Below are 14,007 nucleotides of genomic sequence, written 5' to 3'. Positions count from 1 at the left end.
CCTGACGCAGTGTCAATCTCCTGCGTCGCTCCCCTCATTCACGAGAAAGAGAAGACCCATGGTCGACTTCGCCAACGTCCACGCCGCCCCGAGCCCGGACCTGCTCACCCCGGACAACGCAATGATGCTGTTCGTGGACCACCAGCCGCAGATGTTCTTCGGCACCGGCAGCGGCGACCGCACCGCCATCATCAACGCCACCGAGGGCCTGGCCAAGGCCGCGAAGATCTTCGGCGTCCCGACCGTCCTGTCGACCGTCGCCGCCGAGTCCTTCTCCGGCCCGATCCTGCCGCAGCTGAAGGCCGTCTTCCCCGACCAGGAGGTCATCGACCGCACCACGATGAACGCCTGGGAGGACGAGGCCCTGGTCGAGGCCGTCAAGGCCACCGGCCGCAAGAAGATCATCCTCTCCGGCCTGTGGACCGAGGTCTGCCTCGTCCTGCCGGCGCTCTCGGCGCTGGACCAGGGCTACGAGGTCTACGTCGTCGCCGACGCCTCCGGCGGTGTCAGCCCGCTGGCCCACGAGCACGCCCTGCAGCGGATGACCGCCGCCGGCGCCGTCCCCGTCACCTGGATCCAGGTCCTCCTGGAGCTCCAGCGCGACTGGGCCCGCACCGAGACCTACGTCGCGGTCACCGAGCTCGTCAAGGAGCACGGCGGCGCCTACGGCATGGGCCTGGTCTACGCCCAGTCCATGATCAACCCGCACGCCGCCGGCTGACGGACCCCATCGATCCGACGGAGTCCGACATGAACACGGGTCTACTCCTGCTGCGCCTGGTCGTCGGTCTGCTCATCGCGGGCCACGGCGTCCAGAAGGTCAGCTTCCACCTCGGTGGCGGCGGACTCGACGGCGGTAGCGCCGAGTTCCGGGGCGACGGCTTCCGCGGTGGCAAGCTCACCGCGGTGGCCGCCGGCGGCACCCAGATCGGCGCCGGGCTGATGCTCGCCGCCGGTCTGCTCACCCCGCTGGCGGGCGCGGGCGTCATGGGGGTGATGACCGTCGCCCTGACGGTCAAGTGGCCGCACGGCCTGTGGGTCCAGCACGACGGGTACGAGTTCCCGTTCGTCCTGATCACCGCCGGCGCGGCACTCACCGCCACCGGCCCCGGACAGTGGTCCGTCGACGGGGCGCTCGGCCTCGCCGACTGGCCCCTGTGGTGCCTGCCCGCCGCCGTCGTCGCCGGCGTGGGCGGCGGACTGGCGACCCGGCTCGCCCTGCACCGCGACTGACCCCGGTCGGCACCGCAGCCAGGCAGCCGACACCGAACGGGCTCGGGCCCCGGGTGGGAAGACCACCCGGAGCCCGAGCCCGTCGGCATACATCGGCATACATGCGAAGTACCCGAAGTACCCGAAGTACCGAGAGCAGGGAGCGAGATGATGACGACAACGACGACGGAAGAGGCGCACGTACGCGCGCCGGGCCCGACGGAGGCCGGGAGCGGGGCGCCCACGGGCGCGGAGCGGGCGGCGGGCCCCGGCCACGAGCCGGACCTGCACGCCATGACACGGCTCACCCTGCGGCCCATCGCCTCGCCGATGCCCCTGGGCTTCTTCACGGTGGCCATCTCCTCGACGGTGGCCAGCAGCCTGCAGCTCGGCCTGGTCGACGGCGCGTACCGGCAGGCCGTGGCGCTCACGCTGTTCTCCGCGTTCGTCCTCCAACTGCTGGTCAGCATCCTCGCGTTCGGTGCCCGCGACGTCATCGCGGCGACGCTGATGGGCGGGTTCGCCGGTGCCTGGCTGGCCAACGGCCTGGTCACGGCGTCGGACGCCCCCGGCGGCGCCCGGGTCCTGGGCGTGATGAACCTGGTGTTCACCGTCTTCGCGGCCCTGATGGCCTCGGTGGCGAGGCCGAAGAGGGTGCTGTGGGTGCTCCTGATGATCGCCGTTCCGCGCTACCTCGTCGCCGGCCTCTACGGCGTCTCGGGCGAGCACTGGCTGGGGTACGTCGCCGGCGCGCTCGGCATGCTCCTCGCGGCGGTCGCGATGTACGCGGCCTACGCCCTGATGCTGGAGGAGCTGCGGGGCCGGGAGGTCCTGTGGATCGGGCGCAGCGGCCCCGTGCGGGACGCCATGCACGCGGGGCTGGCCGGCCAGCTGAACCGGCTGGAGCAGCAGGCGGGCGTGCGCCGGACCCTGTAGCGGACGCCCCGCACGGCGCCCCGGCTCCGCTGACGGAACGCGAATCGGCTGTGCCCGTACCGGAATTCCGGTACGGGCACAGCCGATTCGCGCATGTCGGTCGACAGTTCGTGCGAGCCGTGCCCGGGGCGCCGGTTCAGCGGCCACCGGCCAGCCTGCCCAGTTCGGCGTCCCAGTCGATCAGTTGGGCCTCGCCGCCGCGCGGCACGAGGGCGAAGCTCCGCTCGTGCAGCCAGCTGTGCACCGGCTCGACCGGGACGTCGATCGAGGCGGTGCCGTCGTCCCCCCTGAGCGTGATCCGCAGCAGCCGGCGGCCGTGGCAGCGGCACGGCGGGGCGAACCGCACGTCGCCCATCCCGGCCGGCCGGTGCAGGCCCTTCCACAGCAGGTCGCGGGCGAACTCCCAGGTCCCGACCGCCGGGTCGGAGCCGGGGAACTCCATGACCACGGAGAACGGCGCCCGCGCGCGGTACACGAAACGCACCGGCAGGTCGATGAACTTCCCCTCCCCGATGTTGAGTCGCGCGTTCAGTACGGGCGTGGCGCAGTCCCCGGCCGCGGCGGGGCCGTGACCGGGGAACGGATGGCGGCCGGGCACGGGTACCTCCGAGGACGATGAGCGGAAACAAGAAAAGTGCCGGGCCCGCCGACGAACGGGCCCGACACTGAGCGGAGCCGGGCCTGCCGACGAACAGGCCCGGCCCGCGGTCACTCCCCGGTACCGGGAGTGACGACCAGGTGCTCGGCGAGGAACCAGACCTGGGTCTCGCCGGTGCGGATGATCTGGGACACCAGGAGGTCCTGGGTGCCGTCGTCGCCGAGCTCCGCGGTGCGGGTGGCGGCGTCGCGGACGTCGGCGAGGATGCTCTCGTGGGCGTCGAGCAGGCGGGAGAGCATCGAGTGCACGCCCTCGATGCCGTCCGGCGGGCGCGGCACGCCCGTGATCTCGGCGGCGTGCCGGGGGTCGCCCACGGCGACGCCGCCGAGGCTCTGCACCCGCTCGGCGAGCGCGTCGACCAGCTCCAGCTGCTCCTGGGCGTGCTTGTCGAACAGCAGGTGCAGCTGGTAGGCCGTCGGTCCGCGCATGCCCCAGTGGTACTTCTTGTACAGCGCGTACAGGAACTGGGTGTCCGCGAGGACCCGGTTGAGCCGCTGGCACGAGTACTGCCGGGCGTCGTGGGAGAGCGCGATCGGCAGCTGGGTGACGGTGCCGAACTCCTGGATCTCGGGACCGTGCTGGTGGAGGCGCGGCTGCTGGTTGGTCATGGTGCTCCTGGGTTCTGTGCTTGCGGGGGTGGTCAGTTGGCCACGGACCGGACGGCCTCGCGGATCACGTCGGCGACGCATCCGGGGTGGGAGAGCATCACCAGGTGCGAGGAGTCCACCTCGACGGTGGTCGCCCCGGCGCGCTGGTAGCCGAACCGCTGGACCTCGGGGTTGAGGGTCCGGTCGGCACTGGCGACGATCCCCCAGGACGGCTTGTCGCGCCACGCGGCGGTGGGCGCCGTCTCGCTGAACGCCGCTGCGGCGAGCGGACGCTGGGTGACGGCGAGGACCCGGCCGAGGGCGGGGTCGACGTCGGCCGCGAAGATCTCCGGAAGGCGGTCGGCCTCCACCGAGACGTCGGTGCCCTCGTCCCCGTCCGCCAGCGGGAAGGGGGTGTACACCAGGGCGGTGGCGAGCTCGGACTCGGGGAAGCCGCCCTGCAGCCTGCCCAGGCTCTCGCCCTCCTCCAGCGCGTAACCCGCCAGGTACACCAGGCCCTTGACGTTCTCCTCGGCGCCCGCCACGGTGATCACCGCGCCGCCGTAGGAGTGGCCGACCAGCACGACCGGCCCGGGAATCCGCCGGACCACCGACGCGATGTAGGCGGAGTCCCCGATCAGGCTGCGGTTGGGCACCGCCGGCGCCACGACCTTCAGTCCGTCGCCCAGCAGCTCCGGGATCACCCGGGCGAAGCTGGAGGCGTCGGCGAAGGCGCCGTGCACCAGCACGACGGTGGGCATGTCGTTCGTCGTCATGTATGCGTCCTCACTGAGGCCTCACCGAGGCCCTCGTGTCACGTGCTTCTGTGCCCCTCAGGCTAGGAACGCGGCCGCCGCGGCCTGTTCCGACGACGCACTGCCTGCAGTCGGTCCGTGCACCGAAGGGCAGTTCGGGCCGCTGCCGTCAACTCCCGCCCAGGCTCGGCGCTCTGGGACGACTCAGGGTGCTCTCACAGGCAACCGGCCGGATCCGGTGGCGCCTAGCGTGGGCCCCGTTGCAGCCCCCCCGCTGCGCTAGGAAAGGGAAACCCCATGCCGTACATCACCGTTGGCCAGGAGAACTCCACCTCCATCGACGTCTACTACGAGGACCACGGCACCGGCCAGCCGGTCGTGCTGATCCACGGCTTCCCGCTGAACGGCGACTCCTGGGAGCGCCAGAGCGCGGCCCTGCTGGACGCCGGCTACCGGGTCATCACCTACGACCGCCGCGGCTTCGGCCGGTCCTCGCACCCGACCACCGGCTACGACTACGACACGTTCGCCGCGGACCTGAACACCGTGCTGGAGACCCTCGACGTCCGCGACGCCGTCCTGGTCGGCTTCTCCATGGGCACCGGCGAGGTCGCCCGCTACGTGTCCGAGTACAGCTCGGCCCGCATCGCCAAGGTCGCCTTCCTGGCCTCCCTGGAGCCGTTCCTGCTGAAGACCGACGACAACCCGGACGGCGCCGCCCCGAAGGAGTTCTTCGACGGCATCGTCGCCGCGGTGAAGGCCGACCGCTTCGCCTTCTACACCGACTTCTTCAACGACTTCTACAACCTGGACGAGAACCTCGGCACCCGGATCAGCGAGGAGGCCGTCCGCAACAGCTGGAACGTCGCCACCTCGGGCGGCGCCTTCGCCGCCTCGGCCGCGCCGACCACCTGGTACACCGACTTCCGCGCCGACGTCGCCCGCATCGACGTGCCCGCCCTCATCCTGCACGGCACCGGCGACCGCACCCTGCCGATCGAGAACACCGCGCGCCCCTTCCACAAGGCCCTGCCCGCCGCGGACTACGTCGAGATCGAGGGCGCGCCGCACGGCCTGCTCTGGACCCACGCCGAGGAAGTCAACGCCGCGCTGCTCGCCTTCCTCGCCAAGTAGCCCGGACGGCCGCCCGCCCCCGACCGCGGCCGTCCGCAAGACGTCGGTACCGCCGGCACCACTCCAGGCCCAGTGGTGACGGCGGTACCGACCACCGCACACCACGCGCCCGGTGTCCGTTCGAACGGGCACCGGGCGCGCTCCACGACAGGAGGTTTCCCGTGAAGCTTCGTTCGGCCCGCCGCATCGTTCCGCTGGTGGCGGCGCTCGCCGCCGCCGTCACGGCCGCCCCCGCCGTCTCGGCGGCCCAAGGCGCACCCCAGAGCGCGTCCCAGAGCACCGCGGCGAGCGCGTCGGGCGGGCAGCACCGCCAGTTCGCCGTCGGCCCGCAGTACGACACCACCCACGTCTACGTCGAGCCCGGCACCGAGCAGGCCTTCGTGACCAGCTGGACGTCCACCTTCGGCGGCACCACGATCGGACCCGTCTCCACCCAGGTGACCCCGGCGCCGAGCCGGACGCTCTCCGAGCTGGTGGTCTCCCCGGTCGGCACGCTGTCGGTGTTCGACTACACCACGCCCATCCCGTACCCCTTCGGCACCGAGCGCACCGGCTGGCTGGTGACCGACCTCGACCAGGCGGTCAAGGCCGCCCGCGCCGACGGCGCGACCGTCACCGTGGCGCCGTTCGCCGACCCGATCGGCCGGGACGCCGTCGTCCAGTTCCCCGGCGGGATCAGCGCCCAGCTCTACGTGCACACCGGCCCGACGTCGTACCCGCCGCTGGCCAGCGTGCCGGAGAACCGGCTCTACCTGTCGCCGGACGCCGTCGGCGACTTCCTGCACAGCTACCTCGCCTTCACCCAGGGCCGGATCGTCTCCGACGACCGGAAGGCCGACGGCGCCGCCCTCGGTCTGCCCGGCACGACGTACCGGCTCATCCGGCTCACCTCCGGCTTCGGCACCACCACGGTCGCGGTGACCGACGGCCACCTGCCCTACCCGTTCGGCAAGGAGCTGACCGGCTACGGGGTGTCGGACCTCGGCGCCACCCTGGACAAGGCGAAGGCCGCCGGCGCCACGGTGCTGTCCGGACCGGTCCACGCGGGCGGCCGGGACAGCGCGATGGTGCGCTTCCCCGGCGGTTACGTCGCGGAGATCCACACCGAGCGCTGACCGGCAGGACGCGCTCACCCACGGGCGGCCGGGCACCTCGTCGCCCGGCCGCCCGTCGGCGCAGGCGCATCTGCGCATCCGGCTCCGCGGACCACCGCCGCCGCTACCGCTACCGAACGGAGGCCGCCGCCGGCCGTACGGAAGCCGATCCGGCCGCCTCGTGGATGAACTCCGCGACCGTGCTCGGCCGGGAAACGGCCACGGAGTGGGAGGCGTCGGGCAGTTCGAGCACGGTGGCGCCGGCGCGCTCGGCCGTGAAGCGCTGGACGTCCGGCGCGAGCGCCTGGTCGGCGCCCGTCACCAGGGCCCACGAGGGCTTCGCGCGCCAGGCCGCCACCGTCGGCGCGTCGGTCAACACCCGCTCGGCCACGGGGCGTTGGATCGCGGCCAGCACCTGCGCCAGCTCCGCGTCGAGGTCGGCGGCGACCAGCGGCCGGAAACACTCCGCTGGCACGGTGAGCTCCGTCGGACGGCCGGTGCCGCCGGTGGTGGACTCGGTGCGCCGCAGCCGGGGGATGAGCGGCGCGGGAGCGAAGCGGCCGGCGAGCGCTTCGTGACTCTCCCCCACGTCGGGGAGGTAGGCGGCCACGTAGACCAGCGCGAGGACGTTGGGGGCCGCCCCGGCCTCGGTGATCACGGCGCCCCCGTAGGAGTGGCCGACCAGGACGACGGGGCCGTCGATGCCCGCGACGACGTCGGCCAGGTAGGCGGCGTCATGGGCGAGGCCCCGCAACGGGTTCGCGACGGCGAGGACGGTCAGTCCGCGGCGGTGGAGTTCGGCGACGACGCCGAACCAGGTGGTCGCGTCGGAGCAGCCGTCGTGGACGAGCACGACGGTGGGCCGGGTGGAGGGCATGGCGGCCTTTCGGCGGGTGGCGGAGGAGTCGTGGCGAAGGAGTCGTGGCGCAGGGGGTCAGGAGGCCGGGTTTCGACTGTCGTTCTGGGTGGCGTAGGCCTGCCACTCACGCGGCGAGACCCCGTAGGCGTCGCGGAACGTCCGACTGAAGTGGGAGTGGCTGACGAAACCCCACCGATGGGCCACCGCGGAGACGCTGCTCTGCCGGCGCGACGGCCGCTCCAACTCCCGGCGGCAGGCGTCCAGTCGGCGCTGCCGCACGAACTGGCCCACCGTCGTCCCGTCCTGCTGGAACAGCTTGTGCAGATAGCGCACCGAGATGTGCTGCGAGCGGGCGATCGACTCCGGCGCCAGATCCGGATCCGCGAGGTTCTCCTCGATGTGGGCCCGGATCCGTGCCAGCAGTTCGGCCGCGCCGCCCGGCTGCTCCGGCGCCTCCCGCTCCAGCAGCTCCGCCACCAGGACCGCCACGATGTCGCAGACACTGCGCGCCAGGTGGTTGCCCGGCCGGGCCCGGTGCGCCCGGGACTGGACGACCAGCGTCCGCAGCAGCTGCGAGGCGAGCGAGCCTATGCCCTCGCTCCCCCGCGCCACCAGCCCGCCCGCACGCCGGACGTCGGCCTGCCGCACGCCCAGGTAGAAGCACGGGACGCGGAAGCGCATCATCAGGCACTGCGCGTCCTGCAGCAGACCCACCGGGTGCACGGCGGTGCCGATCAGCAGGTCCCCGGGCGTCAGCACCGTGCTGACACCCCCGCGCCGTACGGTGGCCGCGCCCCGCACGTGCAGGAGGACGTAGAGGCAGTCCTCGGGATCGGCCCCGGGCGGCGGGGACAGGACGTCGACGCAGTCGCCGCCGCCGTCGAGGGCGGCCTGGACGAGCTGCTGGGCTCGGCTTTCGGGCGTGGGGCTTTCGGACGCGGGGGTTTCGGGCATGGGCGAGGGACCCGACGGGATCACGGGAGGCTCCGACCGGTTGCGAGGGTTCAGTACGGGTGCTGGGGCTCGCCGCGCCGCACGGAGGGGGGCACGGCGGCCGGGGGATGAGCGGCAGCTCGTGGTGACGATTCTCGCCGCGCACCGAACCCGTTGACCACCGACCGACGTAGGGATTGCCCGACGAAGCTTCATCGCTCTGTAGCAACGGCGCTTCATCGCTCTGTGGCAACGGCCCACCCCGGCCGCCGGCTACCGGGCGGCGGCCTCCGGGGCGGACTGGAGCAGGTCCCACAGCCGCAGCCCCATGTGCAGCACCAGGCGGTGCGCGCCGTCGTCCAGGTCCAGGCCCGTGATCTCCTGGATCTGGCGCAGCCGGTAGTACAGCGAGGTGCGGTGCAGTTCCAGCATCTCCGCGGTCCTGGGTACGGAGCCCGCGTTCTCCAGGAAGCAGCGCAGGGTCTCCTCCAGCCGGGCGCCGGCGCTGTCGTCCAGCAGGCGCCGCAGCGGGTTCGGCAGGAGGGACTCGTCGAGCGCGCTGTCGGGCAACTGGAGGAACACGGCGTACTCCCCGAGCCGCTCCCAGTCGCCGACGCCCTCCAGCCGGGGCAGTCGACGGGCCGCGCGCACCGCGACCCGGGCCTGGTCGTGGGAGATCCACGCGTCGGCGAGCGCCGTCCGGCGTCCACCGACACCCACCGCCACGGACGGCGCCGGGCCCAGGAAGGTCGTCAGGGAGCGGACGACGGCACGGCCCTGCTGCTCCAGGTCCTCCTCCGTCGGCTCCCGGTCGAAGACCTGCACCAGGACCGCCCGGTCCTGGTCGACCGCCGGCAGCCCGCGGCCGGTGCGGGTCCGCCGGAACGGCTCCAGGGCGCCGCGCAGCGCCACCGCGACCTGGCCGGAGGGCCCGCGCTGTCCGGTGACGACCACGCTGGTCACCACGACGTGGGGGCCGGCCGGAAGGAGCCCGTCGTCCACCAGGCGCTGGTGCGCCGCGCAGCGCAGCGCCGAGTCCGAGCCGACCAGCCCGCTCACCAGCCCGCGGACGTGCTCCTCGTCGTCGTCCGAGGCGAGGCGCTCGGCGTACATCTCGACCGCCACGGCCCGGGCGACCCGGTCGATGGCCTCGGTCTCGGCCTCGGTGAGGGGTTCGCCCGCCGCGACGACCATGAGGATGCCCAGCAGGTGGCCGTGCTCGCGGACCGGGACGCAGTAGCGCGGCTGCAGCCCCAGGTCGTCGCGGCCCGGCAGGACACCCGGGCGGGTCCACTCGGCGACGCCCTGGGACAGCACGTAGCGGATGATCTCGTCGTCCGCGATGCCCTGAAGCAGTGTGCGCACCCGCACCCGGTCCTCGTCCCCGAAGTGCCGGCTGGTGCAGATCATCCGCACCAGCGGGTCGTCGAGGACGACGGAGCGCCCCAGTGCCTCGGCCAGGCCGTCCACCAGCGTCTGCAGCGCCTCGCCTCCCGAGCGTGCGCGCCGGATCCACGTCGTCATGATCAATCGCCTCCCGGCGCATTCATACAAGGAGCGGAACGGGAGGGACAAACCTTCGACAAAACGAGGAAACGGCGGCTCCCCGCGGGCCGGACGGCCTCGCCCCCGGGCCGCTTCCGCGCCTGGAAGAGCCTCCGCGCGTGAGGCCGGAGCACGGCCACAGCCAGTGAACTCTCTTACCGTACAGCCAAGTTGACGAGGCGCGGGACCGAACGGCGACCGCCGCTCCGGCCACCGGTCGCGCCGTGCCACAACTGTCGTACGGAGTGGAAGCGACAGCGGGGAGCCCGCGCCCGGCCCCGTCCACCGCGCGAAAGGTGCGCGGATCGTCACCCCGCGGTGCACGGGCGGAACATCCACGCCCGCCGCCGCCCGCTAACCTGAGGGCCGGTTCCGCCTCCCCCTGCTCCTCGGCAGTTCCCAGGGCTCGAGGCAGGAGCGTCACGCCGTCACCGGCACCGACGCCCCGATCGTCCGGTGTGCCCCCGTCCCGGCTCGGACACCGCACCCGCCGGCCCGCGCCGGCCCGGACGACCCCTCTCGGACTCACACCGGCCCCACCCCGGCCCCACCCCGACACCGCCCAGGAGACCCCCGTGCCCACGCACCAGCCCCTGCCCAGCCCCCAGCCCGGCCCGGACGCCACCACCACCGACATCACCCTCGACGCCCGGCTGGCCCTCGGCGAGCACGAGTCCGTCGACATCCCGGTGCGCCTCGGCTACCGCAGGGACGACCCGCTCGCCGTCGCCCTCGAGTTCCTCGGCCCCGCTGCGGAAGCGGGCACCTGGCGCTTCTCCCGCGACCTCCTCTGGGAGGGCCTGCAGAGACCCGCCGGCCTCGGCGACGTCCGCGTCTGGCCGCCCTGCACCTGTCACGGCCGCGCCTCGCTGCGCATCATGCTCCGCGGCTGCGACACCGTCGTCCTCATCGACCTCCCCGCCCGCCAGGTCCGCCGCTGGCTCCGCCGGGACTGCTTCACCCTGGTGCCCCAGGGCTCCGAGGCCGGCCTGATCGACTGGGCCGCCGAACTCGACGGCCTCGCCGCCTGACGCCCCGCCGGCGGAGCCGGCCGCGGTCGAGGGCACTCACCGCTGCCGCGAAATTCCCGTAAGTCGTCTCTCCTGGAGGGTGTGTGCTGCTGCTCGACCTCAACACGGTGTCACCTCGTGAGCGCGTGGACGCGTTCCACCACGCGTTGACGGATTCCCTGGTGCCCAACGACGTCGCCCACGAGGAGCCGGCGACCGGTATCCACGCGCGCATGGAACTGTGGCGCGTCGGCGGACTCGACTTCTTCGCCACCCGCAACTCGGGCTTCCGGGTGCGGCGGACGGACCGGCACGTACGCCACCACCGGGAGCACCCCATCGTCTCGGTCTCGCTCCAGCCCCTGGGTGTCCACCGGGCCGAGGTCGCGGGCCGGCAGACGCTCCTGGGCTCCGACGACATCTGCGTCTTCCACGAGTTGTCGCCCCGCGTGTACGGCTGGTCCGGCGACGGCGCGTCCCAGGTCGTCATGTTCGACATGAACCGCCTCGGCGTGCCGGTGGACACGGTGGTGCGGGCCTCCCAGCGGTTGCGCGCCAGCCCGCTGTACGGCCTGGTGCTGCAGCACCTGCGGGGTGTGTGGACCGATCCCGGCCGGCTGGAGGCCGACGCCGGCTCGGACGCCCTGGCGTCCGCCACGACGGAACTCGTCCGCGCCCTGCTCCTCTCGGCCGCGCACGCCGAGGAGGCCGTCGAGGTCAGATCGACGATGGACGAGACGCTGGTCACCCGGATCACGGCCTACGCGCGCTCCCACCTGGCGGACCGTGACCTGACGCCGGAGCGCATCGCGGCTGAGCACGCCGTCTCCGTCCGCCGGCTCTACGCCCTGCTCAGCGGGGCGGGGATCAGCCTGGAGCAGTGGCTCATCGCGGAGCGGATCGGGAAGGCGCGGCGCATGCTCGCCTCCCCGCGCTACGACCGCCTGACCATCGCCGCGGTCTCCGCCCGGTGCGGGTTCGGCAGCCCGAGCCACTTCAGCCGCCGCTTCCAGGCGGCCTGCGGGGTGTCCCCGAGCGAGTACCGGCGGCTCGGTGGCGCCGTGCCCGTGGGCAGCCTCGATTGACCTGACGCGGAGCCCTCACCGCGATCGGTCCGGGGCGGTCCTCACCCGGGCGCACGGCGGCCCGGCATTCCCCGCAGCCACGGACAAGAGCCGTGCACGGTGGGGCATCGCGGCGGTGTCAGCGTTTCTCCAGGACGTACGGAACCGGCGAACCGGGTCCGGGGCCAGGGCGCGGGAAGCCCCTGGCCCCGGGCCGGCCGGTCCCTCGTCGCGGAGAGACGAGCACCGATGAGGACTGCCCATGACCGAACAGTGGCGGCGAACCCCCGCCGACAGTGCCGCGCTGCAGGAACTGATCGACGAACTCGCGGGGGAGCTCCGTCGGTCCGTGGCCCTGGCCGACTCCTCGATCGGGCGCATCCGCTCCAGCCGGCACTTCGACGACGCGGACCCGGCCCGCGTCCACAGCCTTCTGCACGGGCGGGCGAGCGGCGAAGTCGTCCGCCACGTCCTCGACCAGGGCGTCGCCCGGTGGTCCGGGCCGGGTTTCACCGAGGGCCTCGACGAGGCGGGTCTGCTGCCCCGCTACTGCGTGCCGCTGCGTGAACGCGGCCATTTCCTCGGCCTGTTGACGGTCATCGCCCCGGGCGCGTCGCTGCCGCCGGAGGCGACCGAGGCCATCGCCCGGGCCACACCCGCCATCGCCGGCCGGCTGTACGCCGACCGCGTCCTGGCCGGCGCCGCGCGGAGCGAGGAGCAGGACCTCCTGCTGTCCCTGCTGGACCCGAGCCCCGCCACGCGGGCCGAGTCCCGCAAGCGGCTCCTGGACGGCGCGCTGCTCCCGGACGCCCCCCACGCGGTGGTCAGCGTCGTGCAGCTGGGATGCTCCCGGGTGTCTCCCGGGCGGGTGGCGACCGCGCTGCACGAGGCGCTGGAGGCACTGCGCCGCACCCGGTCGGCGCACGGCGCCTTCGCCGTCACCCCGGACCGGGCCGTCCTGCTCCAGCTCTCCGACCGGCCGTTGGACCAGGAGGTGCTCCGGGAGCAGTCCGCCCGGATCATGGCGGCCCTCGGCACCGATCCCGCCGCCCCGACCGCTCCCGTCATCGGCGTCGGCGGCCGGCAGGCGGGCCTCGCCGGCGCGCGGGCCTCCTACGAGCAGGCGCTCGTCGCCGTGCGCGCGGCACGCCGGATGCCGGAGCTGAAGGGCGTCGGTTCCTGGGAGGACCTCGGCGAGTTCGCCGTGATCCTGCAGCTGCCGGACCACGCCCTGAACGAGTCACTGCTCCCGAAACCGCTGCGCGCCCTGCTCGAGTCCGGCTGCGGACAGCGCCTGGAAACGACCCTGCGGTGCTTCCTCGACCAGGCCGGCTCGGTCCCCAGGACCGCCGAAGCGCTCCGGATCCACCGCACCTCGCTGTACTACCGGCTGCGGCAGATCCAGGAGATCACCGGGCTCGACCTGGACAACGGGGCGGACCGCATCACCCTGCACCTGGGCCTGCGCATCCGGGAACTCCTGCTGTCCCTCGGCACGTCGGGCGACGACGCCGGGCGCCGGCAGCAGGCCGCCGCGCCGGGCGACGCCCCCGTCGACCGAACGCCCGGCGCCGATCCGCAGGGCGTGCGCGGCACGAAGGCCCGCCCGGGACGGCAGGTCCCGCCGCAGCGGACGTACGCCCGACGGGATCGGGCCGACCGCGTCCGGGGCGAGGCCGCTTAGAGCCGGGGAGAGACAGGGCGGCTCACTGCCTCTCCCCCGCCGCCCGGCGGGCACGCTCGTTCGCCAGCCAGTCCGTCGGTGACAGGCCGTAGGCACCGTGGAAGGCGCGGCTCAGCTGCCCGGGGCTCGTGAAACCCCACCTCCGGGCGATGAGCCCGACGCTGAGCGCGTCCGCCGGGGTCGCGAGCAGCGCCCGGCGGCACCCCTCCAGGCGCTGTTCCCGGATCCACTGGCTCAGCGTCCGGCCCTCGCCCTCGAAGAGCCGGTGCAGGTACCGCACGGAGACACCGTGCGCCCGGGCGATGCCCTCGGGGCTGAGCCCGGGGTCGGACAGGTGCCGGCGTACGAACTGCCGCACGCGGAACAGCACGGCGTCGTTCACGCCGGGCAGCTCGCCCGCCGGCCTGGTCGCCGGTGGGCGGGAGGGCGGTGTCGAGGCCGTGGAGCGACCACCGTCCGGCGTGTGTGGGGGGATTCGAGCTGCCATGCTGCCAGCATGCCGGTGCCGCGGGGCCGGGCGCATGAGTCGGGTGACT

15 protein-coding genes are annotated in these 14,007 nt (G+C 73.4%); 8 read left to right on the top strand and 7 right to left on the bottom strand.

Features of this window, described 5'->3' with window-relative positions; genetic code table 11:
* Positions 1-58 precede the first annotated feature (58 nt).
* The 3 genes from ACGF13_RS16980 (at position 59) to ACGF13_RS16970 (ending at position 2,148) form a co-directional block, all read left to right on the top strand.
* A complete protein-coding gene (locus ACGF13_RS16980) occupies positions 59-721 on the top strand; it encodes a hydrolase (RefSeq protein ID WP_392875070.1) in 663 nt (220 codons plus the stop codon).
* Between the two features lie 29 nt (positions 722-750).
* Entirely contained in the window at positions 751-1,233 is a 483-nt protein-coding gene (locus ACGF13_RS16975) for a DoxX family protein (RefSeq protein WP_392875067.1), read from the top strand.
* 150 nt (positions 1,234-1,383) lie between these two features.
* Positions 1,384-2,148, top strand: a complete 765-nt coding sequence (locus ACGF13_RS16970; protein WP_392875064.1) for a hypothetical protein — start codon at positions 1,384-1,386, stop codon at positions 2,146-2,148.
* A 136-nt stretch (positions 2,149-2,284) separates the two neighbouring features.
* Here ACGF13_RS16970 and ACGF13_RS16965 read toward each other — a convergent pair whose 3' ends face one another.
* The 3 genes from ACGF13_RS16965 to ACGF13_RS16955 form a co-directional block, all read right to left on the bottom strand.
* Positions 2,285-2,746, bottom strand: a complete 462-nt coding sequence (locus ACGF13_RS16965) for an SsgA family sporulation/cell division regulator (RefSeq protein ID WP_392875061.1) — start codon at positions 2,744-2,746, stop codon at positions 2,285-2,287.
* Positions 2,747-2,856: 110 nt separating this feature from the next.
* Positions 2,857-3,414 carry a Dps family protein gene (locus tag ACGF13_RS16960; RefSeq protein WP_392875058.1) on the bottom strand — a complete coding sequence of 186 codons (558 nt, stop codon included), beginning with the start codon at positions 3,412-3,414 and terminating at the stop codon, positions 2,857-2,859.
* A 32-nt stretch (positions 3,415-3,446) separates the two neighbouring features.
* Positions 3,447-4,169, bottom strand: a complete 723-nt coding sequence (locus tag ACGF13_RS16955; protein ID WP_392875055.1) for an alpha/beta fold hydrolase — start codon at positions 4,167-4,169, stop codon at positions 3,447-3,449.
* 276 nt (positions 4,170-4,445) lie between these two features.
* Between ACGF13_RS16955 and ACGF13_RS16950 the strand changes: the two genes are divergently transcribed.
* Both ACGF13_RS16950 and ACGF13_RS16945 read left to right on the top strand, forming a co-directional pair.
* Complete coding sequence (locus ACGF13_RS16950) at positions 4,446-5,282, top strand: alpha/beta fold hydrolase (RefSeq protein WP_392875052.1); 837 nt, start codon at positions 4,446-4,448, stop codon at positions 5,280-5,282.
* Between the two features lie 161 nt (positions 5,283-5,443).
* On the top strand, positions 5,444-6,397 hold the full coding sequence (locus ACGF13_RS16945; RefSeq protein ID WP_392875050.1) for a VOC family protein: 954 nt from the start codon (positions 5,444-5,446) through the stop codon (positions 6,395-6,397).
* Positions 6,398-6,506: 109 nt separating this feature from the next.
* On the opposite strand, the gene ACGF13_RS16940 is transcribed toward ACGF13_RS16945, so the two are convergent.
* The 3 genes from ACGF13_RS16940 to ACGF13_RS16930 form a co-directional block, all read right to left on the bottom strand.
* Positions 6,507-7,253, bottom strand: a complete 747-nt coding sequence (locus ACGF13_RS16940) for an alpha/beta fold hydrolase (protein WP_392875047.1) — start codon at positions 7,251-7,253, stop codon at positions 6,507-6,509.
* Positions 7,254-7,310: 57 nt separating this feature from the next.
* The gene (locus tag ACGF13_RS16935) at positions 7,311-8,189 is read right to left on the bottom strand and encodes a helix-turn-helix domain-containing protein (RefSeq protein ID WP_392875044.1); all 879 of its coding nucleotides are present in this window, start codon (positions 8,187-8,189) and stop codon (positions 7,311-7,313) included.
* Positions 8,190-8,441: 252 nt separating this feature from the next.
* Entirely contained in the window at positions 8,442-9,692 is a 1,251-nt protein-coding gene (locus tag ACGF13_RS16930; RefSeq protein WP_392875041.1) for a PucR family transcriptional regulator, read from the bottom strand.
* A 596-nt stretch (positions 9,693-10,288) separates the two neighbouring features.
* Here ACGF13_RS16930 and ACGF13_RS16925 point away from each other — a divergent pair.
* The 3 genes from ACGF13_RS16925 to ACGF13_RS16915 all read left to right on the top strand — a co-directional run bounded on the left by ACGF13_RS16925 (position 10,289) and on the right by ACGF13_RS16915 (position 13,471).
* The gene (locus tag ACGF13_RS16925; RefSeq protein WP_392875038.1) at positions 10,289-10,744 is read left to right on the top strand and encodes an SsgA family sporulation/cell division regulator; all 456 of its coding nucleotides are present in this window, start codon (positions 10,289-10,291) and stop codon (positions 10,742-10,744) included.
* Between the two features lie 83 nt (positions 10,745-10,827).
* Positions 10,828-11,808, top strand: a complete 981-nt coding sequence (locus ACGF13_RS16920) for an AraC family transcriptional regulator (RefSeq protein ID WP_392875035.1) — start codon at positions 10,828-10,830, stop codon at positions 11,806-11,808.
* Between the two features lie 241 nt (positions 11,809-12,049).
* Complete coding sequence (locus tag ACGF13_RS16915) at positions 12,050-13,471, top strand: PucR family transcriptional regulator (RefSeq protein ID WP_392875032.1); 1,422 nt, start codon at positions 12,050-12,052, stop codon at positions 13,469-13,471.
* A gap of 22 nt (positions 13,472-13,493) precedes the next feature.
* On the opposite strand, the gene ACGF13_RS16910 is transcribed toward ACGF13_RS16915, so the two are convergent.
* On the bottom strand, positions 13,494-13,958 hold the full coding sequence (locus ACGF13_RS16910; RefSeq protein WP_392875029.1) for a helix-turn-helix domain-containing protein: 465 nt from the start codon (positions 13,956-13,958) through the stop codon (positions 13,494-13,496).
* Positions 13,959-14,007: the final 49 nt, after the last annotated feature.

The organism is Kitasatospora sp. NPDC048286 (assembly GCF_043201735.1).
In the GTDB taxonomy this organism is placed as follows: Bacteria; Actinomycetota; Actinomycetes; order Streptomycetales; family Streptomycetaceae; genus Kitasatospora.
This window is presented reverse-complemented; position numbering and strand designations above follow the sequence as displayed.